The organism is Dinghuibacter silviterrae (genome assembly GCF_004366355.1).
In the GTDB taxonomy this organism is placed as follows: domain Bacteria; phylum Bacteroidota; class Bacteroidia; order Chitinophagales; family Chitinophagaceae; genus Dinghuibacter; species Dinghuibacter silviterrae.
In genome coordinates this window covers 1,658,498-1,681,442 of sequence record NZ_SODV01000001.1, presented here as the reverse complement: position 1 = coordinate 1,681,442, position 22,945 = coordinate 1,658,498, and the positions used below count along the sequence as shown (strand labels likewise).

General features: G+C 46.0%; 20 protein-coding genes. 8 read left to right on the top strand and 12 right to left on the bottom strand.

Annotated features, from left to right (window positions below; genetic code table 11):
• Window positions 1–24: 24 nt before the first annotated feature.
• Entirely contained in the window at window positions 25–1,053 is a 1,029-nt protein-coding gene (locus EDB95_RS07460; RefSeq protein ID WP_133992197.1) for a hypothetical protein, read from the bottom strand.
• Between the two features lie 574 nt (window positions 1,054–1,627).
• On the opposite strand from EDB95_RS07460, the gene EDB95_RS07455 reads away from it, so the two are divergent.
• Window positions 1,628–1,855: a hypothetical protein gene (locus EDB95_RS07455; RefSeq protein WP_133992195.1), complete on the top strand. Its 228-nt coding sequence runs from the start codon at window positions 1,628–1,630 to the stop codon at window positions 1,853–1,855.
• 111 nt (window positions 1,856–1,966) lie between these two features.
• On the opposite strand, the gene EDB95_RS07450 is transcribed toward EDB95_RS07455, so the two are convergent.
• Window positions 1,967–2,299, bottom strand: a complete 333-nt coding sequence (locus EDB95_RS07450; protein WP_133992193.1) for a hypothetical protein — start codon at window positions 2,297–2,299, stop codon at window positions 1,967–1,969.
• A gap of 358 nt (window positions 2,300–2,657) precedes the next feature.
• Between EDB95_RS07450 and EDB95_RS07445 the strand changes: the two genes are divergently transcribed.
• Complete coding sequence (locus tag EDB95_RS07445) at window positions 2,658–2,936, top strand: hypothetical protein (RefSeq protein WP_133992191.1); 279 nt, start codon at window positions 2,658–2,660, stop codon at window positions 2,934–2,936.
• 49 nt (window positions 2,937–2,985) lie between these two features.
• On the opposite strand, the gene EDB95_RS07440 is transcribed toward EDB95_RS07445, so the two are convergent.
• Window positions 2,986–3,462, bottom strand: a complete 477-nt coding sequence (locus EDB95_RS07440) for a hypothetical protein (protein ID WP_133992189.1) — start codon at window positions 3,460–3,462, stop codon at window positions 2,986–2,988.
• A 758-nt stretch (window positions 3,463–4,220) separates the two neighbouring features.
• Between EDB95_RS07440 and EDB95_RS07435 the strand changes: the two genes are divergently transcribed.
• From EDB95_RS07435 to EDB95_RS07410, 6 genes are all read left to right on the top strand, one after another.
• Window positions 4,221–4,874, top strand: coding sequence for an RNA polymerase sigma factor (locus EDB95_RS07435; RefSeq protein ID WP_133992187.1), 654 nt, complete (start codon window positions 4,221–4,223; stop codon window positions 4,872–4,874).
• 163 nt (window positions 4,875–5,037) lie between these two features.
• Window positions 5,038–6,267, top strand: a complete 1,230-nt coding sequence (locus EDB95_RS07430; protein WP_133992185.1) for a FecR family protein — start codon at window positions 5,038–5,040, stop codon at window positions 6,265–6,267.
• A gap of 50 nt (window positions 6,268–6,317) precedes the next feature.
• Window positions 6,318–6,821: a protein-disulfide reductase DsbD domain-containing protein gene (locus EDB95_RS07425; RefSeq protein ID WP_133992183.1), complete on the top strand. Its 504-nt coding sequence runs from the start codon at window positions 6,318–6,320 to the stop codon at window positions 6,819–6,821.
• Window positions 6,822–7,097: 276 nt separating this feature from the next.
• Window positions 7,098–10,451 carry a SusC/RagA family TonB-linked outer membrane protein gene (locus EDB95_RS07420; RefSeq protein WP_133992181.1) on the top strand — a complete coding sequence of 1,118 codons (3,354 nt, stop codon included), beginning with the start codon at window positions 7,098–7,100 and terminating at the stop codon, window positions 10,449–10,451.
• A gap of 23 nt (window positions 10,452–10,474) precedes the next feature.
• Window positions 10,475–11,902 (top strand): RagB/SusD family nutrient uptake outer membrane protein, encoded by a 1,428-nt coding sequence (locus EDB95_RS07415; protein WP_133992179.1) that lies wholly within the window; start codon window positions 10,475–10,477, stop codon window positions 11,900–11,902.
• A 32-nt stretch (window positions 11,903–11,934) separates the two neighbouring features.
• Window positions 11,935–13,299: a TlpA family protein disulfide reductase gene (locus EDB95_RS07410; RefSeq protein WP_133992177.1), complete on the top strand. Its 1,365-nt coding sequence runs from the start codon at window positions 11,935–11,937 to the stop codon at window positions 13,297–13,299.
• Between the two features lie 57 nt (window positions 13,300–13,356).
• Here EDB95_RS07410 and EDB95_RS07405 read toward each other — a convergent pair whose 3' ends face one another.
• From EDB95_RS07405 to EDB95_RS07380, 9 genes are all read right to left on the bottom strand, one after another.
• Entirely contained in the window at window positions 13,357–13,641 is a 285-nt protein-coding gene (locus tag EDB95_RS07405; protein ID WP_133992175.1) for a hypothetical protein, read from the bottom strand.
• Between the two features lie 804 nt (window positions 13,642–14,445).
• On the bottom strand, window positions 14,446–14,733 hold the full coding sequence (locus EDB95_RS27240; protein ID WP_162852509.1) for a hypothetical protein: 288 nt from the start codon (window positions 14,731–14,733) through the stop codon (window positions 14,446–14,448).
• A gap of 88 nt (window positions 14,734–14,821) precedes the next feature.
• Window positions 14,822–15,103, bottom strand: coding sequence for a hypothetical protein (locus tag EDB95_RS07400; RefSeq protein ID WP_133992173.1), 282 nt, complete (start codon window positions 15,101–15,103; stop codon window positions 14,822–14,824).
• A 503-nt stretch (window positions 15,104–15,606) separates the two neighbouring features.
• A complete protein-coding gene (locus EDB95_RS27235) occupies window positions 15,607–15,888 on the bottom strand; it encodes a hypothetical protein (protein WP_162852508.1) in 282 nt (93 codons plus the stop codon).
• A gap of 85 nt (window positions 15,889–15,973) precedes the next feature.
• On the bottom strand, window positions 15,974–16,258 hold the full coding sequence (locus tag EDB95_RS07395; protein WP_133992171.1) for a hypothetical protein: 285 nt from the start codon (window positions 16,256–16,258) through the stop codon (window positions 15,974–15,976).
• Between the two features lie 655 nt (window positions 16,259–16,913).
• Window positions 16,914–17,378 carry a MauE/DoxX family redox-associated membrane protein gene (locus EDB95_RS07390; RefSeq protein ID WP_133992169.1) on the bottom strand — a complete coding sequence of 155 codons (465 nt, stop codon included), beginning with the start codon at window positions 17,376–17,378 and terminating at the stop codon, window positions 16,914–16,916.
• 1 nt (window position 17,379) lies between these two features.
• Window positions 17,380–17,742, bottom strand: a complete 363-nt coding sequence (locus EDB95_RS27990; protein ID WP_394346385.1) for a thioredoxin fold domain-containing protein — start codon at window positions 17,740–17,742, stop codon at window positions 17,380–17,382.
• 163 nt (window positions 17,743–17,905) lie between these two features.
• Complete coding sequence (locus tag EDB95_RS07385; protein ID WP_133992167.1) at window positions 17,906–21,010, bottom strand: NAD(P)/FAD-dependent oxidoreductase; 3,105 nt, start codon at window positions 21,008–21,010, stop codon at window positions 17,906–17,908.
• A gap of 342 nt (window positions 21,011–21,352) precedes the next feature.
• A complete protein-coding gene (locus EDB95_RS07380; RefSeq protein WP_133992165.1) occupies window positions 21,353–22,042 on the bottom strand; it encodes a hypothetical protein in 690 nt (229 codons plus the stop codon).
• Between the last annotated feature and the right edge of the window lie 903 nt (window positions 22,043–22,945).

Below are 22,945 nucleotides of genomic sequence, written 5' to 3'. Positions count from 1 at the left end.
GAACGTTGTGAGACAGGAAGGCCTTTACCCAGATTTCTTTGAGCTTGATGGCATTAATTGAACTCCGATTTGCCATGGAAAACGCAATAGATTACCGGATGTACTGGCTAAAGGTCCGGAGACACTGATGCGAATATTCGAATTCAGCACCAGGCCCGCATTAAGCTGAAGAAGACCAAATATCTTATGAGGAACATTCAGGTTATTATAAAAGTCGCTGCTGCCAAAAGTATAACTACCCCTTAAAAATCCATAGACGCCTAGTGTATTATCAAAGGATGTAAAATCAACATAAATATCCGAAGCAAGAAGTTGACCGTTGCCAGTGACATTGTTATTATAGGTGCCCATCCCTGGTATCTGTCCGCCTATCTTTGGTGAATATTCCCAAAGAAAGGTGAAAAAGTTTTTCCGAACATAGGCTATTGGGTAATATACGTTTAATACCGCATTTCCACCTCCAGCAAGGAACGATTGCAGAGTCTGCTGTTGTAAACTGGAATCATTATTGGCGGAGATCAGCGATCCGAAACTTATCCGCAGATGACCAATATTGGTGGCTAATAATTCGGCATATAAGCTTGCTATTCCTGACTGCGCCTGAAATTGCACAAGATTAATTACATTGAAATCGCCTTGCGCCGAAGCGTAATTAGTAAAGGTAGCAGGTCGCAAGGCCCGTACCGCAGTAGGGAACCAGAAACGAAAGTTCCCGCGCTCGTAAACGATTGAATCATATGCATACTTGTACCAGTTGACAGAATCTTGAAACGTCTTTTCAGTCTTTGTAAAATTATCAAGCAGCGTACTTAGACTGGCCGGGATATTCTCCGGGTGTCTAAGAAAAACACGTTCCGAATCCCTGCGTTGATCCCGAGCGCTATCCAGCAGAATTTGATAGTGTCTAAAAAGACCCAGGTATACACGGGTTGGTGTATCTTGTTTCGGTGGCGCAACTAGCCTTGTGTTGACTAGGTTATTTACCGATGGGGCCTGAGAAAAGGAATACAAGGCGGAGAAAAGTACTAGGAAGATAAGCAGAATTTTTTTCATTTTGGTATCCTATTCACTCAATAATACAAATGAATAGCCATTTGTTTTCCCGTGAAAACACCTATTTTGAACTATCCAAACAAAAAGGTATTTTCACGGTTGACTTTTCACGGAGAATATCGTTTTTTACCAGACGTAATCACCGGAAAGAATGGATATCAATATACCCCTCCTCATAAAATACGTAGCCAAAAACGGTTATCAAATCACTGTTAGTGTGCCCATCGGTCAGGACGCTCCCTACCTGGTCCTCATCTTAGGCGACAATCACGAAGGAAGCCGCAGAGAAATACTCCAATTCGACGACCTATACCAAATTCTCAAACTGAATAACATCATCGGAGACGACCCTGCTAGCCATGACTTGGTCCGGCAACTACTTGATCTGCCTGGGGATCACAAAGATTCGCTCCACAGGTCGGAAAAAATAGAGCACATGATCTATGACACCATAGCCAAGTATGTTCTCCAACTGTTAATCACGTCCCGTGGCGAGTTGCTTTATCCTTATATTAAACCGCTTCAAAAGCATGAGGCACGATTCAATCATAACTAAACTAATAAAACAACCCGCATGGAATGGAAGCTTTTCCCAAAAGAGAAACCCGCAGAAACAGAAACCTATCTGATATCCATCATGAAGGATACGGGGCACGGCATGTACGGTTTTAGATACCTAGCCCTCTATAATGCAGATAATGGCACCTGGCATAAATATGATGCGTTCAACGGGGTTGTGGGTGAAGTAATTACAGACCACATAACAGGCTGGCTTCCACTCCCCGGAGTTCTTATTTCATAGCTTCTTGCGCCATGAGAACAAGTTTCATAGCCATTGCGCCGTTGATGCTGCGCTTTACCTCATTCCGCGCGAAGAACTGCCACTTACCTAAACTCCTTGGTTTTCAAGATTTTAATCCTCGCCAAATGGATTATCATAATCCACATCCTTCAGCACGTCAAAATAGGCATGGAGGACCTTGGCAATATAAATCCAAAACGGCGGGGCCACACAACTCATAAATTCATCTGGTATCATGTGCCTTGACCTCCAAATGTGTCGAAAAGCCAGCGTGGAAAGTGTCAAAGCACGTCCTCGATCCTTTGTCAATGTAAAGGCATGGTTATTGGAAAAATCCTGGTGTTTAATGACTAAGGCATTGTACGCATCTTCGTCGTCGCCCTTTAGTTCTGCAACAAGAATAAAGTCGGGAAGCCCTCCTTTGATATGACTTGGTGTTAACATAGCCAGTTCTTGAGTTATATTTACAATGGGCCAGTGCCAAAAAAGAGGCGCAGGCCCTCCTTACCGTCATAGAGGCCGTCGAAAGCCCGGAAACGAATAAGAGAGAGGCCCACGCCAAAACGTGAGCCCTTCACTTTACCTCTCGTTTCCTTTGAAATTTCGACGTTTCTATGACGAGAATAAAAGCGAAAGCACTAATTCAGTTATGCAATTCGCAAAGATATATTTCTCCCCAAATATAGAACTCTTTTTGAAATTTGTCACTTTGCGACGTTATTAATGTCAATTTTTGACATCATATATGCTAATATATGACGCGTCGCATGTACGTTAAAGACTTTGCCCCTTTCTTTGTAAAATGCCCAAGGATAAGCGATATGTTACCGTAAAAAATCTAATCTCGGGGGGGTATATTAAAACCTTCAGGGAAATAACGGAAACATTGCCTAAAAGTACACTGGCAAAAGACCTTGGTATGCACCACCAGACTTTTTCCAGGCTACTAGCACATCCAGAAGAATTCACCTATAAAGATACCTTTAGGATTGCCGCGCTCATAGAAACAGATGATCTAACGATAATAAGGCTCGTATATGAACAATATGAGGCTGATAAAAAAAATAAGAAGAAAAAGTAGCGATTCGAATGCTCCATTTTGGAGTCATCTGATATGAGAAAGTTCTGATTTAAGGGCTAAACGCCAAAGCAAATAAACGATCCCCCTCATCCCGCTTTCGCCTTTCCCTGGTGATGATCCCCCTTTGCCAACAGTAGCGCAGCTTGATCAATTTGGCCAAAATAATCGCCCCATTGATTTTGTCTTCCAATGCCTGACCGGTTATCGATCCCATTTTCCCAAAATAGTTCCGGCAAAATTTCCGACCACTTTCAAAAAGACAATCTTCGATCTCGTCCAGATTTTCAAATTCCGCCGCCTTTTTAAATAGTTCAATATATATTTTCCAGACCTCCTCTTTTATGACATCGTCTTCGTCGATTAACAGGCTCAAAAAAAAGCAAAGCATCGCATAAAAGCGCTCAAAAATTCGCTGCCTTGCTTCCATATTTCCCTCTTTGAATCGCTCGATCAGGCCTGTTTCGTCTTCAACAGCGCCCCAAATAACTCTCAAGGTCTTTAATTTCCTTTCGTTACTCATTCTCATGATAGCAGTTATTATGTATCCTCGTAGTAAGTGATTTGTATCCCGGGCGGCAAGCGGCACAAACAATCTTACCCTGGGAGCAGCAGCTCCCAAAGAATTCTTTTCGGGTCTTATTTATTTCCAAATAGGTTTTACCGCATAGCAAACGTATTCTGGTAATAGTCATCATAGTGCTAGAACAAACGACCAGTTGATTCTTCAGCTGGTAACCCAGCAACAGTTAAATTGTTTGGTAAACAAACAATCAATTTGGGAATGCCAGGCGGGACCGGAAGCCGATAATCCGGCTCCATTGGTTTTCCCCCTCCTTTCACGACTTCGCAAAATCAGTCTTCACCCGCGAGCCTTAGTCAAACATCACTGTACTTGCTATCCAGAAAAATTGTTATTCCCGCAAGCCGCTGATTTTCCAGCCTTTCCACTTAAAACGTAACAATCCCGCATAAGCTGCGCACTGTGGCCAAAGAATATCCACAACTTAAGCCGGCCTATTACTACAGATTGAATTACAATACCTTGCATTTTCACCATCCATTAACGGGTAACCTCACCTCTACGTACAAATACCTAAGTTATTTTACTTATTATTGTATTATAAAGGCCGCTGTCGACCACCGCACGATTGCCGGATCGCGACAGTGGCCAATGGCAAGGGTGAGAAAAAGAGGTAATTTAGGGCTGACTTGATCCATTAAGCGATACGATAATAGACAAGGAGGAAATTGTAAGAACAGCCAACGGGTTTACCGGGAAACAATATGAAAGAGGCAGACCGCCATATTGAGCAGGGACTTGTCATCCGGATCGATCGAACCACGATTGACTGGATATTTAAGAAGTACGATCCCCAGATGGTCGTATTTGCCCACAGTTTACTTGGCGGTCGAAATGATACCTGGAATATTGCCCAGGACCTGGTCAGCCAATTTTGGGAGAACTTATGGCCTGTAAAGGAAAAATATCAATTCAACAATGATTCTGCATTGGCAGGGTTTCTCCGGCGCTCCGTAAATAATCTTGTGATCGACTACACCCGGGGCCTGGGGACAAAAAGAAGGTTCGAAGCAGAATACCGATCAGTTATCGAAACCGAAGAAGAACCCTTTGATGCGCGAAAGAAATGGCTGGAAGTGGAGGTTGTCGCTTTATTAGATGCTGCTATCGAAAAGCTCCCCAAGGCGCAGAAAAAAGCGGTGCTGTACAAATTAGAAGGAAAGGAAACCCGGGAGATCGCTAATCTAACGGGTAAATCCGAGGCCACCATCCGAAAAGACCTTACCCGCGCCAGGGCATTCCTGGCCGGCCGACTGGAAGAGAATATTGGCGTCGCTATGGTAGCGACGATCCTTGGAATACTTCACACTGACCTGTTGCAACACCCCACAGCTGCTATGTCTAGTCTGGTCTCCTGATCAGACGTAATTTTTGGGCTCATCGGAGCCTATAGTCGTTTAAAATATTTTATTTAGGATTCCTAATTTTAATTTAAAAAAATAATGGAAAAATAATGCCGCGTTTTGTACCATCATCCGTTTTACTTGAAAGGCGAGCACGCCCGCAAAAAAAACGCCACCCATGGACGAGACATCGAAGAATAGAGACAATAATGAATCAGAAGCCGCAGCGCTGATCACCGAGATTCTTCTTCATGAGAAGCTCACCGGTCAATGGGATGAAGAAAAGATCGCGCAATTGGAAACCCACCTGGACGATGTCCTCTTCACCCGTGACGACTTTCAGCAACTCAGAGATGCCGCCTATCTTCAGCGGCTCCTGGAATACTATCGGACAGCACAGGATTTGGCTCCCGCCCGCCTTCAACGTTTCCGGAACCAAATAGGTATCCGTCAACGGCCGGCTCGGCTCCGCATTCTCCGTTATGCGGCTTCCGTCGCCGCCGCAGTGCTCTTGGCCGTGCTCTCTTATTGGATCATTGCCCGGATAAATCGTCCTCACCCCGTTATCCAACAACCTATCGCCCTCGTCCACGACGTCCCTCCCGGTGGCTATCACGCCGTGCTGACGCTTTCTACCGGAGCGCAGATTATTATCGACAGCACGCACCGCGGCAAGGTCATCGCCACCCAAGGAAATGCTTTAGTCAGCAACAGTTCCACCGGCGCATTGATCTATCAATCCGCTAGCGACCACCGTCCGCACCAAACCCTCTATAATACATTATCCACCCGCCGCGGCGATACCTACCGCCTCATTCTCCCCGATGGAACCGCCGTTTGGTTGAACTCCGCCAGCAGCATCCAATACCCGGTTCAATTTACCGGCGCCAGCCGCGAAATATCCCTTCGGGGCGAAGCCTACTTCGAGATCAGCAAGGACAGCCGCCATCCTTTTATCGTCCATACCACTGGTCAGGCCATCCAGGTGCTCGGCACCCGGTTCAATGTAGAGACCTACGATGACGAACTCACCGAGGCGACGACGCTTATCGACGGTTCGGTCAGAGTCCTCACCCCCACCGGCGACCAACGACTCCTCACACCCGGGGAGCAGGCCCGAACCGGAGGCTCTGCACCGCTCACCGTCAGCGAAAAGGTCGACCTCGAAGCCGTGACCGCATGGACTAAGGGTGGCTTTGATTTTAATAATGTGGAGCTGCATACCATCATGCGTACCTTAAGCCGGTGGTACGACATTGTCCCGAATTTTTCACTGGACGCACCCGCGACAAAATTTTCCGTCAATATCTCGCGCAACACACCCATCAGCCAGGTGCTGGCTATGATGCAAGAGACAAACGAAGTACATTTTCAGATCGAAGGCCGTACCGTCACTATAAAAAGATAACCCGCAGCTATCAGGATATCAGGAAATATCGCGAATAAAACCAGTCAGTCATGAGGATATTCTTGCTCAACGCCCTTGCCCTGCTTGCCTTTCATACAGGCGACACTCCGCAGCCGGTCCACTGGACCTATCAGGTCGATAAAGTCGGAAACGACGTCTTTCGCCTCATCATTCATGCCGCCCTCGATGAAGGTTGGCATATTTACGCGCAGCGGCAACCCAAAAAAACGACGGTCAAACCCACGGCTACGTCCTTCCATTTTCTAAATAGCCCTTTGCTGACCTATGAAGGACCGGTAAAAGAAGAGGGGAAGTTGTTTCACTATCGGGACGAGGAAACTGGTATTGCCCAGGATCAGTACAGCGGCAACGTCGTCTTTACGCAAGTCGTTCGGCTCCGCGGTCATGCGACGGTGCAGCTCACCGGCACTGTTGACTATCAGGTTTGTACCGAAAAAGAGTGTCTTCCTCCAACCACCAGTTCTTTCTCCGTTTCGTTGTCCGAAACTGGTCACGACGAGCGGGCAAGCCCGGATTTAAAACCCAAGTCTTAGCTCTCAACTAGCATCACTAACCGAAGAACTCTCATTCTCATGTCTGATCTGTACCTATAAAAAGGGTGTGTTTCTACTCACCCTCAATTAAATTACCCTTTATCCCTCGCGCATTGTTCCCTTCATAACCTATAAGCCCGCCTATCAGATTAGTTAGCATTGTTCAACCCAAAATAAAAACAGGAAGCGCTTGCAACACTTCCTGCGAACATTCGGGCTTAGAATTAAGACGTTTTCTACGCATCCTTATTAATTAACCCAAATTGACAACAAGGTATGAAAATCTTTGCTTATGAGAAAGTCCATCCAGCATGGATGAGACTACTGCTTGAAACTCTACTTATTATGAAGATTTCGATGTTGCTGATCTTGTTCTCTACCCTTCAGGTTACCGCTGGAACCGCTAGTGGACAAACCATCACGCTGCATGTCCGAAACGCGCCTTTGAATGACGTTTTTCAATCCATCACCAAACAAACCGGGTACCATTTTATCTACGCGAGCGATCAGTTGCAGAATGCCCGGCCTGTTACACTGGATGTGAAAGAGAAAAGCCTGGACGAGACCCTGCGTCTCTGTTTGGCGCATCAATCACTCGCCTGCAGCATCCATCCTGATCAGAAACAGGTCGTTCTTGTTACCATTGCCCCTGCGTCGGATAAGGCTAACGTTATTCCACCTCCTCCACATGCTCCAATAGATACCATCCACATCATCAACGGCTTTATCGTCAATGAAGATGGCCAGCCTCTTGAAGGCGCCTCCATACAGCTAAAGGGTACCGGCCGGGTAACGGCTGCCGATGCCAGAGGTAAATTCTCCCTTTCCGGCAAAGAGCCAACATGGCTCATCGTTTCGTGCATCGGCTATGAAACAAAAGAATTTCCGACCTCCGCCAATGCACCAATGTTCCTCCAACTAAAAAAGAAGATTGGGCAGCTGGATGAAACCGTAATAAAGGGCTACTACTCAACTACCAACCGCCTCAACACCGGCAACGTTTCCGTCGTAAAATCTGAAGATATCCAAAATCAGCATCTCTCCGACCCCATCATGGCACTCGAAGGCCAGGTCCCCGGCCTCTTTGTCGCCCAAACCTCCGGCGTTCCGGGAAGCTCAATGACCATCCAGTTAAGGGGACTCAACAGCATCGCTAGCGGCACTGAACCGTTTTACATCGTCGACGGCGTGCCCTTCATCTCTATTACGATGACCAACAACAACATCGGCGCTGGCCCGGTCACTGGATTAAGCCCTTTCAACCTGCTCAACCCAAATGACATCGAAAGCATCGAAGTGCTGAAGGACGCCGACGCCACTGCCATCTACGGATCGAGGGGAGCGAACGGGGTCATCCTCATCACCACCAAAAAGGGAAAAGAAGGCAAAACCGGTCTAAATATAAACATCAGTCATGGCATTAGTACTATTGACCACAGCACCCCGCTGCTCAATACCCAACAGTATCTCCAGATGAGGCATGAAGCCTTCAACAACGATGGCCAGACACCGCAAGTTTCCGACTACGACATCAACGGCACCTGGGATACAACCCGCTACACCAACTGGCAAAAAGTACTCATCGGTAATACTGCGACCAACACCACCGTCAATGCCTCTCTCTCTGGCGGAAATTCGGGAACGCAATTCTCTATCAACGGAACATACGCCAATCAATCCACGGTTTATCCGGGTAGTTTCTCAGACCAAAAGGTATCCGCCAACCTTAGTATCACCCACCGCTCCACCGACAATAAGCTCAATGCCGCTGTTACCGCCTTCTATTTGAAAGATAACGACAAGCTGCCTGCATCGGACCTGGCATCACAAATCCTTCTTGCTCCCGATGCCCCGACACTCTACAATAAAGACGGCAGTCTCAACTGGGAAAATGGAACATGGAACAATCCTTATGCTGTTCTCAATGAACAAGCCACCTCAACCACCTCCAACCTCCTGGCCAATCTCAACCTCAGCTATGAAATCATCCCCGGCCTACGCATAAAGGGAAATTTAGGTTTCAAGTCCATCGAGCTCAACCAAACCACGATCTATCCATTGAGCGCATACCCACCGGCCTATTCGACATTCAATAATATGCGAAATAACCTCTTTGCGACCGATAAGATCAATTCGTGGATTGCGGAACCACAACTCACCTACAGCCGTCCAATCGGTAAGGGACAGCTCGATTACCTCCTGGGATCTACCTTTCATCAAGACAATTCTTCCGCAATATCCCAAATTGCCGCCGGATATACCAGTGACGCGCAAATTCCCAACATCGCCGAGGCCACCTACGTCTTTGTGATCGGCAACCAAGTTACTCAATACAATTATGCTGCCCTGTTTACCCGTCTTAGCTACACATATCAAGATAAATACTTGCTGAATGCCACCGCCAGACGCGACGGCAGCAGCCGATTCGGCCCTGACAAACAATTCGGCAATTTTGGTGCCCTCGGCGTCGGCTGGCTGTTCTTTAAGGAAAAGTTCATTGCCACTTCGCTGCCATTCCTAAGTTTTGGAAAGATCCGCGGAAGCTACGGTATCACTGGCAACGATCAGATCGGCGACTACAAATACCTCAGCACCTATTCTGCATTTACTTATCCTTATCAGGGACAAGCCACAATTATTCCAACCTCCATAGCAAATCCTTCTTTTAGCTGGGAGCTTGTCCGAAAGCTCGAATTCGGCCTCGAATTAGGTTTCATCCACGACAGGATCCTCCTGACTTCCAGCTATTACCACAACCGAACGGGTAACCAGCTCGTAGGATACTCTCTCCCTTCGACCACAGGTTTCACGTCCGTAGAGGCCAATTTACCAGCGGTTGTTCAAAATACCGGCGTTGAATTCCAGTTGAATACGATCAATATCCGAACCCATGAAATCACATGGACTACTAGTGTCAATCTCTCCATTCCCCGCAACAAGCTGGTTTCTTATCCCAACCTCGCCGGATCAAGTTACGCCTACCGATACCAAGTCGGTAAATCCCTTTTTGTGCAGCCCCTGTTTCATTATCTCGACGTCAACTCCTCAACCGGCGCCTACGAATTTTCCAGCAGCAATGGCCCAACCAGCACGCCATCCAGCCCCCAGGACTACCAGTTCCTTGCGGAAAAAACACAACGTTGGTATGGCGGCATGAAGAACAGCGTTCGATACCATGGCCTCCAGCTCGACGTCTATCTTCAGTTTGTGAAACAATCTGGAGACTATTTCCCTTTTGTATCAGGTATTGAACCCGGAATCCTTGGATACGGCGGCATATCCAATCAGTCTACCGCTGTATTGAACCGTTGGCAAAACAGCAAGCAAACTGCCGCTTTCCAGATGTTTTCCCAGAACTACGGATCTACAGCAACAACCGCTTATTTCAATGCTACACAAAGCGACCGGACTATCAGCAATGCATCCTTTGTTCGGCTAAGGAATGTCTCTCTTTCCTACACTTTTCCCACAACCATAGATCGAAGGATCCATTTCCAGGTCCTACGCATCTTTTTATCCGGCCAGAATCTGTTGACCATTACCAAATATATCGGATTGGACCCTGAGACGCAAGGCCTGACCCTTCCGCCACTTCGTACCGTCACCTTCGGCCTCCAGTTCACACTTTAAGTAACTCTATAAACATTCATACTATGCAACTTGCTCCTTTCACATATAAAAAACGTTCCTGGTGTCTTATTCTACTATTTTTTGTATCCGACACTGGTTGTAAAAAATTTGTCACCATCAACCCGCCTACAACACAGACAACCACGGCTACTGTTTTTTCAAACAGTAGCACCGCCACCACAGCGATGACCAGCATTTACTCGCAAATGGTCAACCAACAATACACCTATTATTATGCCTACTACCTGGGACTAGCTGCCGACGAGCTAACCAACTACTCCACCAATTTCAGTGCCACCCAGTTTTATGCGAACGCTCTAAACTCTACCACTTCGTTTTCCGGAAACCTTTGGTCGGCTGCCTACAATTTAATTTATCAGGCTAACGCCGTCATTTCCGGATTAAACGCTTCTACTTCCATATACCCAAGTATAAAAAATCAACTCACCGGTGAAGCGCTTTTTACTCGGGCTTATTGGAATTTCTACCTGGTCAATTTGTTTGGCGAAGTTCCTATTGTCACCACTACTGATTACGCCACCGTCTCCCTCCTTAAACGATCCCCTGAAGCGCAGGTTTATCAGCAGATTGTAGCCGACCTCATCTCGGCGCAGTCGCTGCTCAATGAAAATTATGTAGATGCGACAGATACCGCCGTCACTTCTCTCCGTATCAGGCCCAATAAATACGCCGCGACGGCCTTGCTCGCCCGCGTATACCTCTATACCGGGGATTTCTCCGATGCAGTTACCCAGGCAACCGCCATATTGAACCAGACCACCCTCTACAGCCTTGACAGCCTTAATGGCGTTTTTTTGATCCAAAGCCCCGAAGCCATCTGGCAATTGCAGCCCGCTAATCCCGGCCTCAATACCCCCGAAGGCGCCAATTTCATTCTAACTACCAATCCGCAAAATGGTACCCAAAACGCCAGCACCATTAGCCCCCAGCTTCTCGGTGCCTTCGAACCCGGCGACAACCGGCGGGCGAATTGGATCGACAGTATTATTTCAGGCGGAACAACCTATTATTTTCCATTTAAATACAAAGTGCAGTCAGCTTCCTCCTTTACCGAATACTCCGTTGTACTTCGTTTGGCCGAGCAATACCTGATCCGTGCCGAAGCCAATGCCCAACTTAATAACCTTACGGCCGCTCAGACCGACCTAAATGCGATTCGGTCCAGGGCCATACTCCCTCCGACTACCGCCACCACCCAGGCTGACCTTCTTACTGCTATCCAACATGAACGGCAAATAGAGTATTTCACTGAATGGGGACACCGCTGGCTGGATATGAAGCGATCCCAAACGATCAATTCGATTATGGGCGGACCCACCGGTGTATGCGCCGCAAAGAACGGTATATGGGCCGCCACCGACAGTCTTTTCCCTATTCCTCAAAGCGACCGGCTGAACGACCCCAATTTGACACAAAACCAGGGCTACTAAACGAAAGGAGAAAATAAAGCAACTATCAGTTTATGCCAATCTACCGGACATCTCGAATATCAATATTCTCTTTATTCTTATTGTTTTTCGCTCATTCAATAACCCATGCCCAGACTGAACCATCTGGCGAAATTGATCCTATTCCTGGCCAACTCTGCCCGGATTGGACCATAAGTCATATTAAGTACTTTAAGACAACCGATATTCACATCAGCCAGCTCAAAGGGCGATGGACGGTCCTTGACTTTTGGAGCAAGAGTTGCTCAGGGTGTATTGAAAGTTTTCCCAAATACAACCGATGGCGGGACAAATACAGGGACAGCGTCGATTTTATGTTAATTGGTTATCAGGACCAGAATAATGAAATTCAGCCCTTCTACGACGCCCTTCGGAAAAGAATGAAGCTCAGCTTTCCTGTAGCCTTTGATTCCGTCATATTTCACCAGCTCGGAATAGTCTCCGTCCCTTATGTTGTAATCATCGACCCGTCCGGGATCGTTCGCGGAATAACCACATATCTATCGCAGCCACAATTTGATAGCATCCTAAAGGGGAAGAATGTCGAACTTTATAAAGTCTACACCACCCATCAGCCTAAGCCTTCCTATAATATGGAAGGTTTATTCCTGATCTCTGGCAATGGTGGAAAGGATACGGCCTTTGCCTATCGTTCTGTTTTGGCACGTTGGAGCCCGGATATGCCGTACTTCAATCCCGGATCCATCTTCCCGAATTCATCAAAATTTGAGGCACTGGGCCTCCGACTTCGAATGCTTTACAAATACGCCTATTTCGGGGAATATACTATTCCCTTTGGAGATCCCTTATATGGTCGGGTTTGGCCCGATCCGGTCGCAGAAACAAAAGACTCCGCACTTTTCTCAGATTCTGCTACAGCTCTTCCTACCAGCACAAATGCCTGGTGTTATAGTTTAAAAATCCCACAGTCACGATCATCCAAATATACTTTGATGAGTGATATGCAAAGGGATTTGGTGACTTACTTTGGCTATGATGTCGAAATCCAAACCCGTCAAATGCCCGTCAGGAGATTGGAGGCGACGCCGGAAGCTAAAGAACGTTTGGCCACCAAAGGCGGGAAGCCTTCCTGGAATGTATCGAATCACCTTTACAAGGGATTGACATTGATAAACTCTCCAGTTTCAACCATTCTAGACTTGTTACATGAAGAATTCCCGGACAATATTCCCCTGGTTGACAGTACCAATATCAAAGGTAACATCGACATTGTAATCGACACTCCGATCCTCACTGAAAGCGATATTGATCAGGCTCTACAGCGAAATGGGCTGAGATTGGTCAAATCCGAGCAACTCATGAAAGTCATGGTCATACGGGACACGAAACCGGACCAACAAGCCATTTTAAATGACTAAATGTACATGCTTAAAAGTGGCAACTCCTTTAGGAATTGCCACCCATTTTCAGATGATCTATTCTTTTGACAGGGGCGTCAGACAAAAATTATTCAGCGGCTCTTTCGTTACATATAATTGCCTTACGCCGACATCGGTAACGGTAACATCGCAGTCAATGATTCCTCCTGTGTCGCAACTAGGATCTGTATTCAGTACAACCGTCTCGCATGTTGAAGGATCCCCAAGGATCTCCTCATAATAATACATATAGGTAATATTACTTGTCATCTTTGTGGCCGCCGCACCACCCCCTGCAACCAGAAGACAAATCACTCCGACCAAAATGCTTTTCTTTCTCATACCGATTGAGTTTGATTTGTTAAATGCCTCACTCTCGCAACGCTATGATTCTGGGACAAGATCTACTCCTTCGTCAATGGTGTCCTGCAGGTATCCGTGTTTGAATCCTTTCTTAGAAACAACGGCCGAGAACCAATCGTTGTATTGATGATCACGTTGCAATGGGTCCCAGCAATTGTGTCACATACCGGGTCCGTAGATAACAATACCGCCTGGCAAGTAAATGGCAACCCTGGCGTTGCCTGATAATAATAGAAGAATAAGCTCTCGGTGTTAGCCTTAACCGCTAATATGCCGATCCCTGCAATCAGCAGACAAAAACCGATAAGAAAGATATTGTTCATTTTCATAACTGCAAAAATTAACAGCCTACTGGTGCCCAGTATTTAATGGGGTGGCAGTTCCGCTCGCTTTGTGCCACTATACTTAAAGTGGCGATCAGTCTAGTGACAGCGGTACTTTACAATTTCCATCCGCGTCCCTGACCAGAAATAGTTCACGGATTCCGAAGGGAAGAATGGTTATATCGCAAGGCGTGCTGTAAAATATACTGCAGTGCGGATCATTGTCCAAGACTATTGATATACAACTAGTTGGGTCCCCCATGGCAACCTCAATATAATACGTGAATGAAGTCTTGGTATTTGCTCTGGTGGCTGCTACGCAGATAATTGCAGCCAACAGACATATGCCGGCAATAAAAATATTTGTCTTTTTCATAGTGACTAGGTGGTTTTTTCGGATGATTCCTAATATTTGTATATGGCATCACTATTTTCCGATGCAACGGAAACACTAACTGATCTATGGTCTAAACAACGGTGTTGTGCAATTGCCTGTAATGGGATTTTCTCTAAGAAATAATTGCCGTGTACCTATCTCATTATCGATAGTTACGTTGCAAGCAAATAAGGAAGTGGTGTCGCAGCCTGGGTCCATTGATCCTACCACTGTTTGGCAAGTTGCTGGATTCCCCACTGTCAACTCAAAGTAATAAGTGAAAGATGTTTTCAGTTCCGCCTTAGTTGCTGCGATCCCGGTCCCTGCCACTAGTAAGCAAAGACCAGCAAGAAATGCTTTTGTCTTTTTCATAAATAATCTTTTTTCTTGAAATGCAATATGCCTTTTTGAAAGGTACCAACTCCACAGGTATACTGGCCCACTACCTTAAAATTTAAGCCTAACGTAAATAAAGTGGTGTAATACAATTTCCCTTTCCATCCTCGCTCAAGAACAGTTGTCGTGTTCCGACACCTACAACTGTCATATTGCAAGCAACTGTAGTCGTTGTGCTACATACCGGATCTTGTGCAAAAATTACGGTTGCACAAGTAGAAGGGCTTCCCACCGTCATTTCAAAGTAATACGTAAATGAAGTCTTTGCTTTCGACTTGGTGGCTGCGATACCGATCCCAGAGGCCAGCAGACATAGACTCACGAGAAGGATTTTTGTCTTTTTCATGCTGATTTGGTGATTTTTTTTATAGTTACAAAAACGTTATTAGACTCCATTTCTTTCAGGCGTTGCCACCTATACCAAAAATGATCTACTCCTTGAACATTGGGGCCTTGCAATTGCCAGCATTTGGATCTTCTCTTAAAAAAATAATTGCCGCGTACCAAACACTGGATTGATGATAATGTTGCAAGGAATCACAGAGGTTGTGTCGCATCCCGGGTTTGCAGTCAACACCACCTTCGCGCAAGTAGACGGAAATCCTATCATCGCCTCATAATAATAAGTAAACCTGCTCTTTGTGTTCGAATTGGCAGCTGCTACACCGATTCCAGCAGACATCAGACATAAACCGGCAAGAATGTATTTTTTCCTTTTCATAACGATGAAAGTTGATTTCTTAAACGTTGACCTTCTCGGAAATTGCACTCCCATTTCCTCATTTGTCTACTTCCTTAAAAGCCGGGCTACCCCATTCGGTTATGTTGACGGTTTTCAAGCCTGTCTATTTATTCCCAGGTCAGCGGAGTCACACAGAGGCCTTGAGCATCCTCGCTCAGGAACAGCTGACGTGTGCCGATGCCGCTGATGCTTTCGGTGCAGGGGATATTTCCTGTAAGGAGGCAAAACGAAGGTTCGGATTGGAGGATGATAGCGCAAGTAGAAGGGCTTCCCACTATTGACTCGTAGTAGTACGTATAAACCAATTTCGCATTTGCCTTAGTTGCTGCTACCGCGATTCCGACAGCCAAAATACAGGCACCAGGAACAATGATTCTAAGTCTTCTCATAATTATTAACGTTAGATTGGTTATATATCGCCTACAATTTTAAAAGGTGGCAACTCCTTTCGGACGTTGCCACCAAAAAGCCAGCCTATTGCTTCGTCAGCGGAGTGATGCAGTCACCCAAAATGTTTTCGCTCAGAAACAATTGGCGGGTACCAATTGTCGAATTGATCGTAACATCACAGGCATTCTGTGCGGTGGTAACGCAAACCGGATCCGTAGACAACACTACGGTTGCGCAGGTCGAGGGGCTGCCCACCGTTGTCTCATAATAATAAGTGAAAGAGGTCTTGGTGTGCGCCTTAGTAGCTGCGACACCGATACCGGCAGCCAAAAGGCAAACACCGGCGATGAAAAGTTTTGTCATTTTCATAACGATTTAGGTTTAATTTTGTTTGATAATGCCTACTTTGTTTCAGGTTTTCGGCTTCATTCCCGGAGCCGGTTTTTAATTTGCGGAGCCTGCCCCCTCCGCACCCTGTCCTGCCTAGCTATAGCAAGGACCGAGAGTTGTTGCAACAATATGTTCAGCGGAATCTATATCATTATTTTTTTTGTTATCAATTTCAGCAAGCAAATGGAAGACCTCAAAATATTTTAGTCCTTCTCAACCTAGGTTTAATTTTCGGCGAAGAATTATTTGCATTTGAGATTTAATAATCATCATAAAGAAGCGGATCTTCACAGTCTCTAGTTAATAAGCTATTTATTAGAAAAACTTGGCTCATCCCAATCAGTGGAATTTCAATATTGCATGAATTTGCGCCGACTGTACCGCAAAGTGGATCGTTGTCTAAAAAAATCGACTGACAAGTCGACGGATTACCCGCCGTAATCTCATAGTAGTAAGTAAATGAGGTTCTTGTATTGGCTCACATTGCTGACACTCCAATTGCTGCGATTAGCAAACAGATAACGCCAATGAATATTTTTGTATTTCGCATAATAGTTAATTTTTAAATCATAATATCATCGCGATTAAGACCTATTATTCCATCCAGGTAACGGATTGATGCAGTTGAAGCTGCTCATGCCGTGTCATATTTCTTCTCACGTGAAAATCGGCCTGCATTCCAAGAATATTTGGATTTCGATGAGACCAACCAAACACCAACCGCAGCCAGAATGGCAAATCCCATATTGAACCAAAAATGCTGTCTCCACGTCATGGCACGAATCACACCGCCGCAAGTACAGTGCCTTGTCGGATCGTTAATCATCCAACGAACATAAATGGTGAACACGGTCATAAGCAGCAGCGAGAACCATAGCCCCCACTTCCTTGTTCGGTCGACCAGGACCATGGTACCAACGACAATCTCAATTACAGGAAGCGCTACACCGACCACGTTGGCTATACCCGTTCCTATATATGGGTCCCGACCCAGGTCCCAGACAAAAGATTTATAAGTCAACAGCTTGATCCCGCCGGTATATAGAAATAACAGACCGAATAGAAAAGTGATGATTGTTAAGATGGTTTCGCGCTTCATATTAAATAGACTTAATAGTATTGATCAGATTGTGGACATTTGTGATGCTCGGATAGATTGCTTTAAGATCTTTGTGAGAGTTATAGATGAAAACCCATGGTGTTCCCGTTGGCTTCAATTCGTTCACGAAGGAGTATTCATAGTCTCTTCCAAGGACAATATTTGGATATTTGAAAATGTGGTAGTGCGAATTGAATACTCTAAGTCTGTCGAAGGGGTCGATCGTGATAAAATATATTCTCGTCGTAGCAAACGACCGGACATTAGCCAACAGGCTATCGGTTAATTGCTGGCAATGATCACAATCCGGGCTAAAATATATGATCATGACTGGCTCACCGTTCGGAATGTTTCGGGAACTCATTATCGTCGTGCTGTCAATAAGTAATAAAGAAAAGTCAGTCATAGGAACAGACCGCGTTCGCTGACAGGATAATGCGCCCAATGCGATGGCTACAGTCAGAGCCATCCTAATTCTCTGTTGAAAAAGGTTTAATAACATAGCAGTAATTGTCAGTGTACATTCTTTACCCCTGCTGCAAGATGATGCCACCTTTCCCAGTTTCTAGCCTCGCTACTTTTTTGTCTTCCAATCGAAAGATATATTCCAGGAACATAGTTCCGAAAATGACCTCGACAGATAGTTGAAACAATTGATATCTCAGTACGACCGGTGATGCCAGTAGACTAAAACCAAGGTCAAGCGTCCAGAATAACCCGACGATCATTAACAATAGCCTATAAGTCGCCGGGCTTTGCTTTATGCCGCCAAAGAACAAAAAGCCGATCGCCCCTACAATAAAGGCCATTTTAATAATTGCCGAAAGTGCAGGATAGATGTCGTCTATATACAATATCCGGTTGGACGAAGATTGTATCTGTTTTGATTCATACCCGAACCAGCGTTGCTCTAATTCGCTCACCGAATCAGTACCGTGATCATAAACCCCCAAGAACTCTGTAGCTGGCTCGGCATACCATATTAAATTTTGGCCGACAAAATATTGCAGGTACGCCGCAGGATGCTTTTTGATCAGGTATAGCCCGTATTCCTGGTACAACGGAGCAATGGCAGCCCAGGATGTGAAAAAGGAGTTGGGATTCTGATTCAGTCTAAATCCCGCCCGAAAATATTTGATCAGAGGGCTGCCTTTATCCCATAGGTAGAAGATCTGCGCGGCGGAATCCGGCCTGTAGATCGTCCTGTTGAATGAATCCAGTGTGCTAACAACCAACCGATGCAAAGGCTTAAACTTTCCGGGCATTTCGTCGTCTGGCTCACCCGGCAGATGCCGGTACATTAGCATGGCATTGCTGGCCAGTTGCCAGCCGCTAAAGGCTGAGAATTGTGCCTTACCTGAAATGGCCTTGTATGCCCTCATCTGACTGTTTATAAATAGACCAAGTAATAAAACGGTGAAGAATATTCCTGCCAGCCGAACCCGGATAGGCATCCGGCAAATCCACATCACCACTATTGTTATCAGTGGATAATATAACGCCTGGTAACGGATTGTGAACAGTAGAAGTAAGATGACGGCGTTGAATATGATTGTCGCCCACTTTGGTCGATAGATCAGCCAGATCAACTGCGCGAACCAGACCAGGCTTAGCGACAGAAATAGCGCGTCACTTAACACATAATTGCTAATACTCAGAAATGCCGGGTTACATAGAATAAAGAAAAGGATAATTGATTTACTCCACCTTCCTGGCTGTAGGAAGTATAAGATCGTAAAATAAAGATAAAGGGCTGTAGCTTCCAATAGGAGATATTGAACGAAGACCAGGACCATGTCTGAATGACTAAAGAAATGTATCAGTGAAAGAAACTTGGAATAGCCCGTCGGCCAAACGTTAATTGCAAGCCCTCTTTCGGCGCTGTCAATATAGATATGCGAGTCAAATATAAAATTTGCAAAAGGGTAGAGGGTCTTGAAGAATATGAACTCTAATAATAATATAATGGCACTCCACCAAACCACCTTTCGGTTCTGCCGAAATACAAACGCCCCAAATCCACCACTGTCTTCTACGACAGCCCCTGTGACAGCCTCCGGTGCCGTCGCTCCTTTTTCCTTTTCCTTTACTTCTTCATGGTATTCTTGCTCCGTATTCACCGCCCAAATATTTGTCTTATCTGTCACTCCAGCTACGATATTGTCCACCGAGACCATCGCGGTCAACATGGAATGATCGGAATTGTTATATTTATGCATTCCGTTACGTCCAATCGGGAACAGGTTCTCCCATCCATCCAGGAAGGATCGCAATACTGGAAATTGATCGTATGTGCCAAAATACGCAGGGTAGGTTTTCTCCATTCTCAATACACAGCCGTCCAATACGTCTTCACTATTTGCCAAACCCATCTGTCCCAGCTCCCGCATCGCCAGCTCCAATAGCTCCTCATCCTTGAGGGACCACAAGTCATTGCCCGTAGTACAGAAATACTCCATCCCTAGCCATATTGTCCCTGGGTCTTTTACCATGAAGGGGCTCCAGTTATGAAATAGCTGGATTCTCCCTACCCGCATCCCTGGTTCTTGAATATATATCCAAGTGTCTTTCAACGGATTTTGGACAGCCATCTTTTGCAATAACACCCCCACCGTAATAAAATCCCGATATTTCAACCCCTGAGCCACCTCTCTCACTTCCGCGGGTGCCAGCCCATCCATTCCCGCCACAAGGTTCTTGATAGGCATCGTCGAGAAGAAATAGTCTCCTTCAAAAAACTCCCGTTTACCGTCCCGTGGGTCAATCGTCTCCACCGCCTGCACCAGGCCATCCGCCCCGAAGATCCGGTCTACTTGCTTATAGGTGTGAATCACGCCGCCTTTTTCGACTATTAGCCTTGCCACCTCCTCCCACAGCTGCCCCGGACCCCACTTCGGATATAAAAATCGCTCAATCAAGCTTGTCTCGGTTCCCTTTTGCGCGATCCCTTTGCCGTTCTTCCCAGTGATCGAGCGAAGCGCATGGGCTACCGCCTTACTCACCGAAACCCCTTTGATCCGTTGAGCCCCCCATTCCGGGGGGATCTTTCGACAGGATACGCCCCAAACCTTTTCCGTGTAATCACGGAAGAAAAGCTGATATAGTGTCTTGCCAAATCGATTGATAAAAAAATCCTCCAGATTTCTTTCCGGCCGCCGGGGGAACAGCCAGGCTTTTAGGTAGGACAGTAGGATCATCACTGTCCGCCACATGCCCAGCTTTCGCAGGGTATCTAGGCTAAGCTGCATCGGATAACGAAAGAACCGCCTCAGAAAATAGATCCTTGAGATCCGACGCCTTAATAACATAACTTTATTGGGGTCTGCGTCCGAGGTAATTTCTTTTTGTTGGTTTACCGGCCGCTTTTGACCATGATAAGAAATTTCCGTATTACCATCATCTTCCATGGGCATGATATTCAGCCACCACTCCATCACCCGGTCTGATTTCGAAAAGAACCGGTGACCGCCGAAATCGATCCGGTTTCCTTTATAATTTACCGTCTTTGAAATGCCTCCCATATCCCCGGACATCTCCAGGATTACCGGAAGAATGCCCGAACGGGTCAATAATTCATAGGCTGCTGTCAGGCCGGCAGGTCCGGCGCCGATTATGATTGCTATCTTCCGCATATAGAACGGTTTGAGTCGGCCGTCTTTTTAATGGCAAATCCCGGATATATCAATAATTATAGCTCAATAACTGGGCAATAGTTCACCTGTGGCACCCCGTGGCAGCCTTCTTGCCTCCACGGCGATGCATAAATTTCCCTTTAGTCGATTGGATCGACACTACGTCCCTACCTGTTCATGTAATAACTCAAGAGGATACTCCTCGTAGCTGACGCTACTTCAATCGCTTTCCAGACTATAATTTTCGCGAGGGTTCACCGTGGCGAATGGATCAGTATGATCCTGTGGTGAACGCTGTTTCCCTTTTCCACGTCAAATATATATCCAGCTCACCAGCCCGTGTTACCTATTCGGGAATTTCAATTGAGGTGAAGCATCAACGATCATCTTCACGGCTTGAATTACCAGCCCCATTGTCACCGATTCGAGATATATGTCTTCTATATCAGGCAACCGCGCTTTCTTTTTCCGCCTGTCCTTACCGATCAACTCACCCACCTCCTTTATCATCACCGCGGAAAGTACCGGGTTATTCTTGAACGTAAAAAGTACTGGTTTGCCAGCTGACGCGTATTCAGCGAATTGCTCCAACACCTCTATCCCAAACGCCAATGTGTTTAGTAAGTCTATGGACAAGGGAATCCGAAAAATACCGCACATCGGCCGCCGGGGAAATTTCCCCTTCCACTCCAGTACTGGCAAATGCCAAAGTCCGAATTCATTTAGCTTTAGACGAAACCGACCCAGCCCATTCAAATCAAAGGTATTTCCTGCCCAAACCGAAATATATAATTCGGGGCAATCCATTTTATCCCTTAGGGACAGCTCCACCGCCTTCGTGATATTAAACGCGTGATATTTCAATAGAAAGGCTCCCACCTGCCACTCATAATACATGATATCTCCGAATTCTTCCGTCAGTCCGTATTCCGAACTAATCGCAGGTAATTTGTATGCTTTCCAATCGGATACCTGAATCTCATGACTGGCCCTAAATTCAAGTAAATCGCCATTCCATGTTACGATAAGCATTCTAAAAATTTGCCGCAAAAATAGCCGGAGTTTTATTCTTCGTGCTCTCGTTTTGGTAGTATTTCTTTTGCAATCCGGAATATTATTTCAAATAAAATTGCCTACCGATAGGTTATTCCCACCTTGTTGATTGTCCAGGTACAACTTTAGCAAAGACCTTAAACACCTAGATTTCGCATACCTATCGCAGATGATTTGCAGAATTTGCAACGGCAGGCAACCATTATCCGGCGCCTTCAGCATTTCCACCCCGAAAGGATTTCTGACGTGTCAACCCCCAACCAGCATATGCTGAATCGTCTGCTCGCGTCTCTTCCCACTCCGAACCAGCTCAATAAATTCGAGCTGTTTCAGATCGTAAAGTTGATGAACAATCTTCTGCAGCTAGATACCGTTCCGGAGGTCACGGTTACGGCCGACGCTCCGCAATCCCTAGCTGGCAGCCTTGCCTTTTAGTATTTCCTGCGGGTTCACGGCAAGCCTTAGCCGCTTTTTCCGTCAGCCTAGGCCCGGAGATTAATTTTTTCAATTGGGTGGAGGACAAACTACTTACTGTACCTCGTTTGAGTGACACCTTCCAACTGGTAATCTCTATGTTGAAATAAGATCGAATGACATGGTTGACAACGTTTTACCGATAAACAAACGCTTTTCTACCCACGAATCCCCCACGTTGATGCGGATCAGGTCTGCTCAGATTAGCCCCATTATTTGACAAAATTTTGACAAATATTTTGCCGCGCGGTGGGTTTTTGCACAGTTCCCAAGTGTTATAGTAAATGGTTAACGCTTTGACCGCGCGGCGCCCGGACTATTTTTCGCCCGATCTACACGTGCGGGATAACGGTAACCATCAGTGTTTCATTTTGGATGGCAAACTTGATCAATCAATGGGAAGCGGTA

Excerpts from the sequence above, each read along its gene's own strand:
- EDB95_RS07380 (WP_133992165.1), bottom strand. The coding sequence starts at position 22,042 with ATGCTTATCGTAACATGGAATGGCGATTTACTTGAATTTAGGGCCAGT.
- EDB95_RS07395 (WP_133992171.1), bottom strand. The coding sequence starts at position 16,258 with ATGAAAATGACAAAACTTTTCATCGCCGGTGTTTGCCTTTTGGCTGCC.
- EDB95_RS07425 (WP_133992183.1), top strand. The coding sequence starts at position 6,318 with ATGAGGATATTCTTGCTCAACGCCCTTGCCCTGCTTGCCTTTCATACA.
- EDB95_RS07415 (WP_133992179.1), top strand. The coding sequence starts at position 10,475 with ATGCAACTTGCTCCTTTCACATATAAAAAACGTTCCTGGTGTCTTATT.
- EDB95_RS07455 (WP_133992195.1), top strand. The coding sequence starts at position 1,628 with ATGGAATGGAAGCTTTTCCCAAAAGAGAAACCCGCAGAAACAGAAACC.
- EDB95_RS07445 (WP_133992191.1), top strand. The coding sequence starts at position 2,658 with ATGCCCAAGGATAAGCGATATGTTACCGTAAAAAATCTAATCTCGGGG.
- EDB95_RS07400 (WP_133992173.1), bottom strand. The coding sequence starts at position 15,103 with ATGAAAAAGACAAAAATCCTTCTCGTGAGTCTATGTCTGCTGGCCTCT.
- EDB95_RS07405 (WP_133992175.1), bottom strand. The coding sequence starts at position 13,641 with ATGAGAAAGAAAAGCATTTTGGTCGGAGTGATTTGTCTTCTGGTTGCA.
- EDB95_RS07385 (WP_133992167.1), bottom strand. The coding sequence starts at position 21,010 with ATGCGGAAGATAGCAATCATAATCGGCGCCGGACCTGCCGGCCTGACA.
- EDB95_RS07460 (WP_133992197.1), bottom strand. The coding sequence starts at position 1,053 with ATGAAAAAAATTCTGCTTATCTTCCTAGTACTTTTCTCCGCCTTGTAT.
- EDB95_RS27240 (WP_162852509.1), bottom strand. The coding sequence starts at position 14,733 with ATGAAAAAGACAAAAGCATTTCTTGCTGGTCTTTGCTTACTAGTGGCA.
- EDB95_RS07390 (WP_133992169.1), bottom strand. The coding sequence starts at position 17,378 with ATGAAGCGCGAAACCATCTTAACAATCATCACTTTTCTATTCGGTCTG.
- EDB95_RS07450 (WP_133992193.1), bottom strand. The coding sequence starts at position 2,299 with ATGTTAACACCAAGTCATATCAAAGGAGGGCTTCCCGACTTTATTCTT.
- EDB95_RS07430 (WP_133992185.1), top strand. The coding sequence starts at position 5,038 with ATGGACGAGACATCGAAGAATAGAGACAATAATGAATCAGAAGCCGCA.
- EDB95_RS07420 (WP_133992181.1), top strand. The coding sequence starts at position 7,098 with ATGAAAATCTTTGCTTATGAGAAAGTCCATCCAGCATGGATGAGACTA.
- EDB95_RS07435 (WP_133992187.1), top strand. The coding sequence starts at position 4,221 with ATGAAAGAGGCAGACCGCCATATTGAGCAGGGACTTGTCATCCGGATC.
- EDB95_RS27990 (WP_394346385.1), bottom strand. The coding sequence starts at position 17,742 with ATGAGTTCCCGAAACATTCCGAACGGTGAGCCAGTCATGATCATATAT.
- EDB95_RS07440 (WP_133992189.1), bottom strand. The coding sequence starts at position 3,462 with ATGAGAATGAGTAACGAAAGGAAATTAAAGACCTTGAGAGTTATTTGG.
- EDB95_RS07410 (WP_133992177.1), top strand. The coding sequence starts at position 11,935 with ATGCCAATCTACCGGACATCTCGAATATCAATATTCTCTTTATTCTTA.
- EDB95_RS27235 (WP_162852508.1), bottom strand. The coding sequence starts at position 15,888 with ATGAGAAGACTTAGAATCATTGTTCCTGGTGCCTGTATTTTGGCTGTC.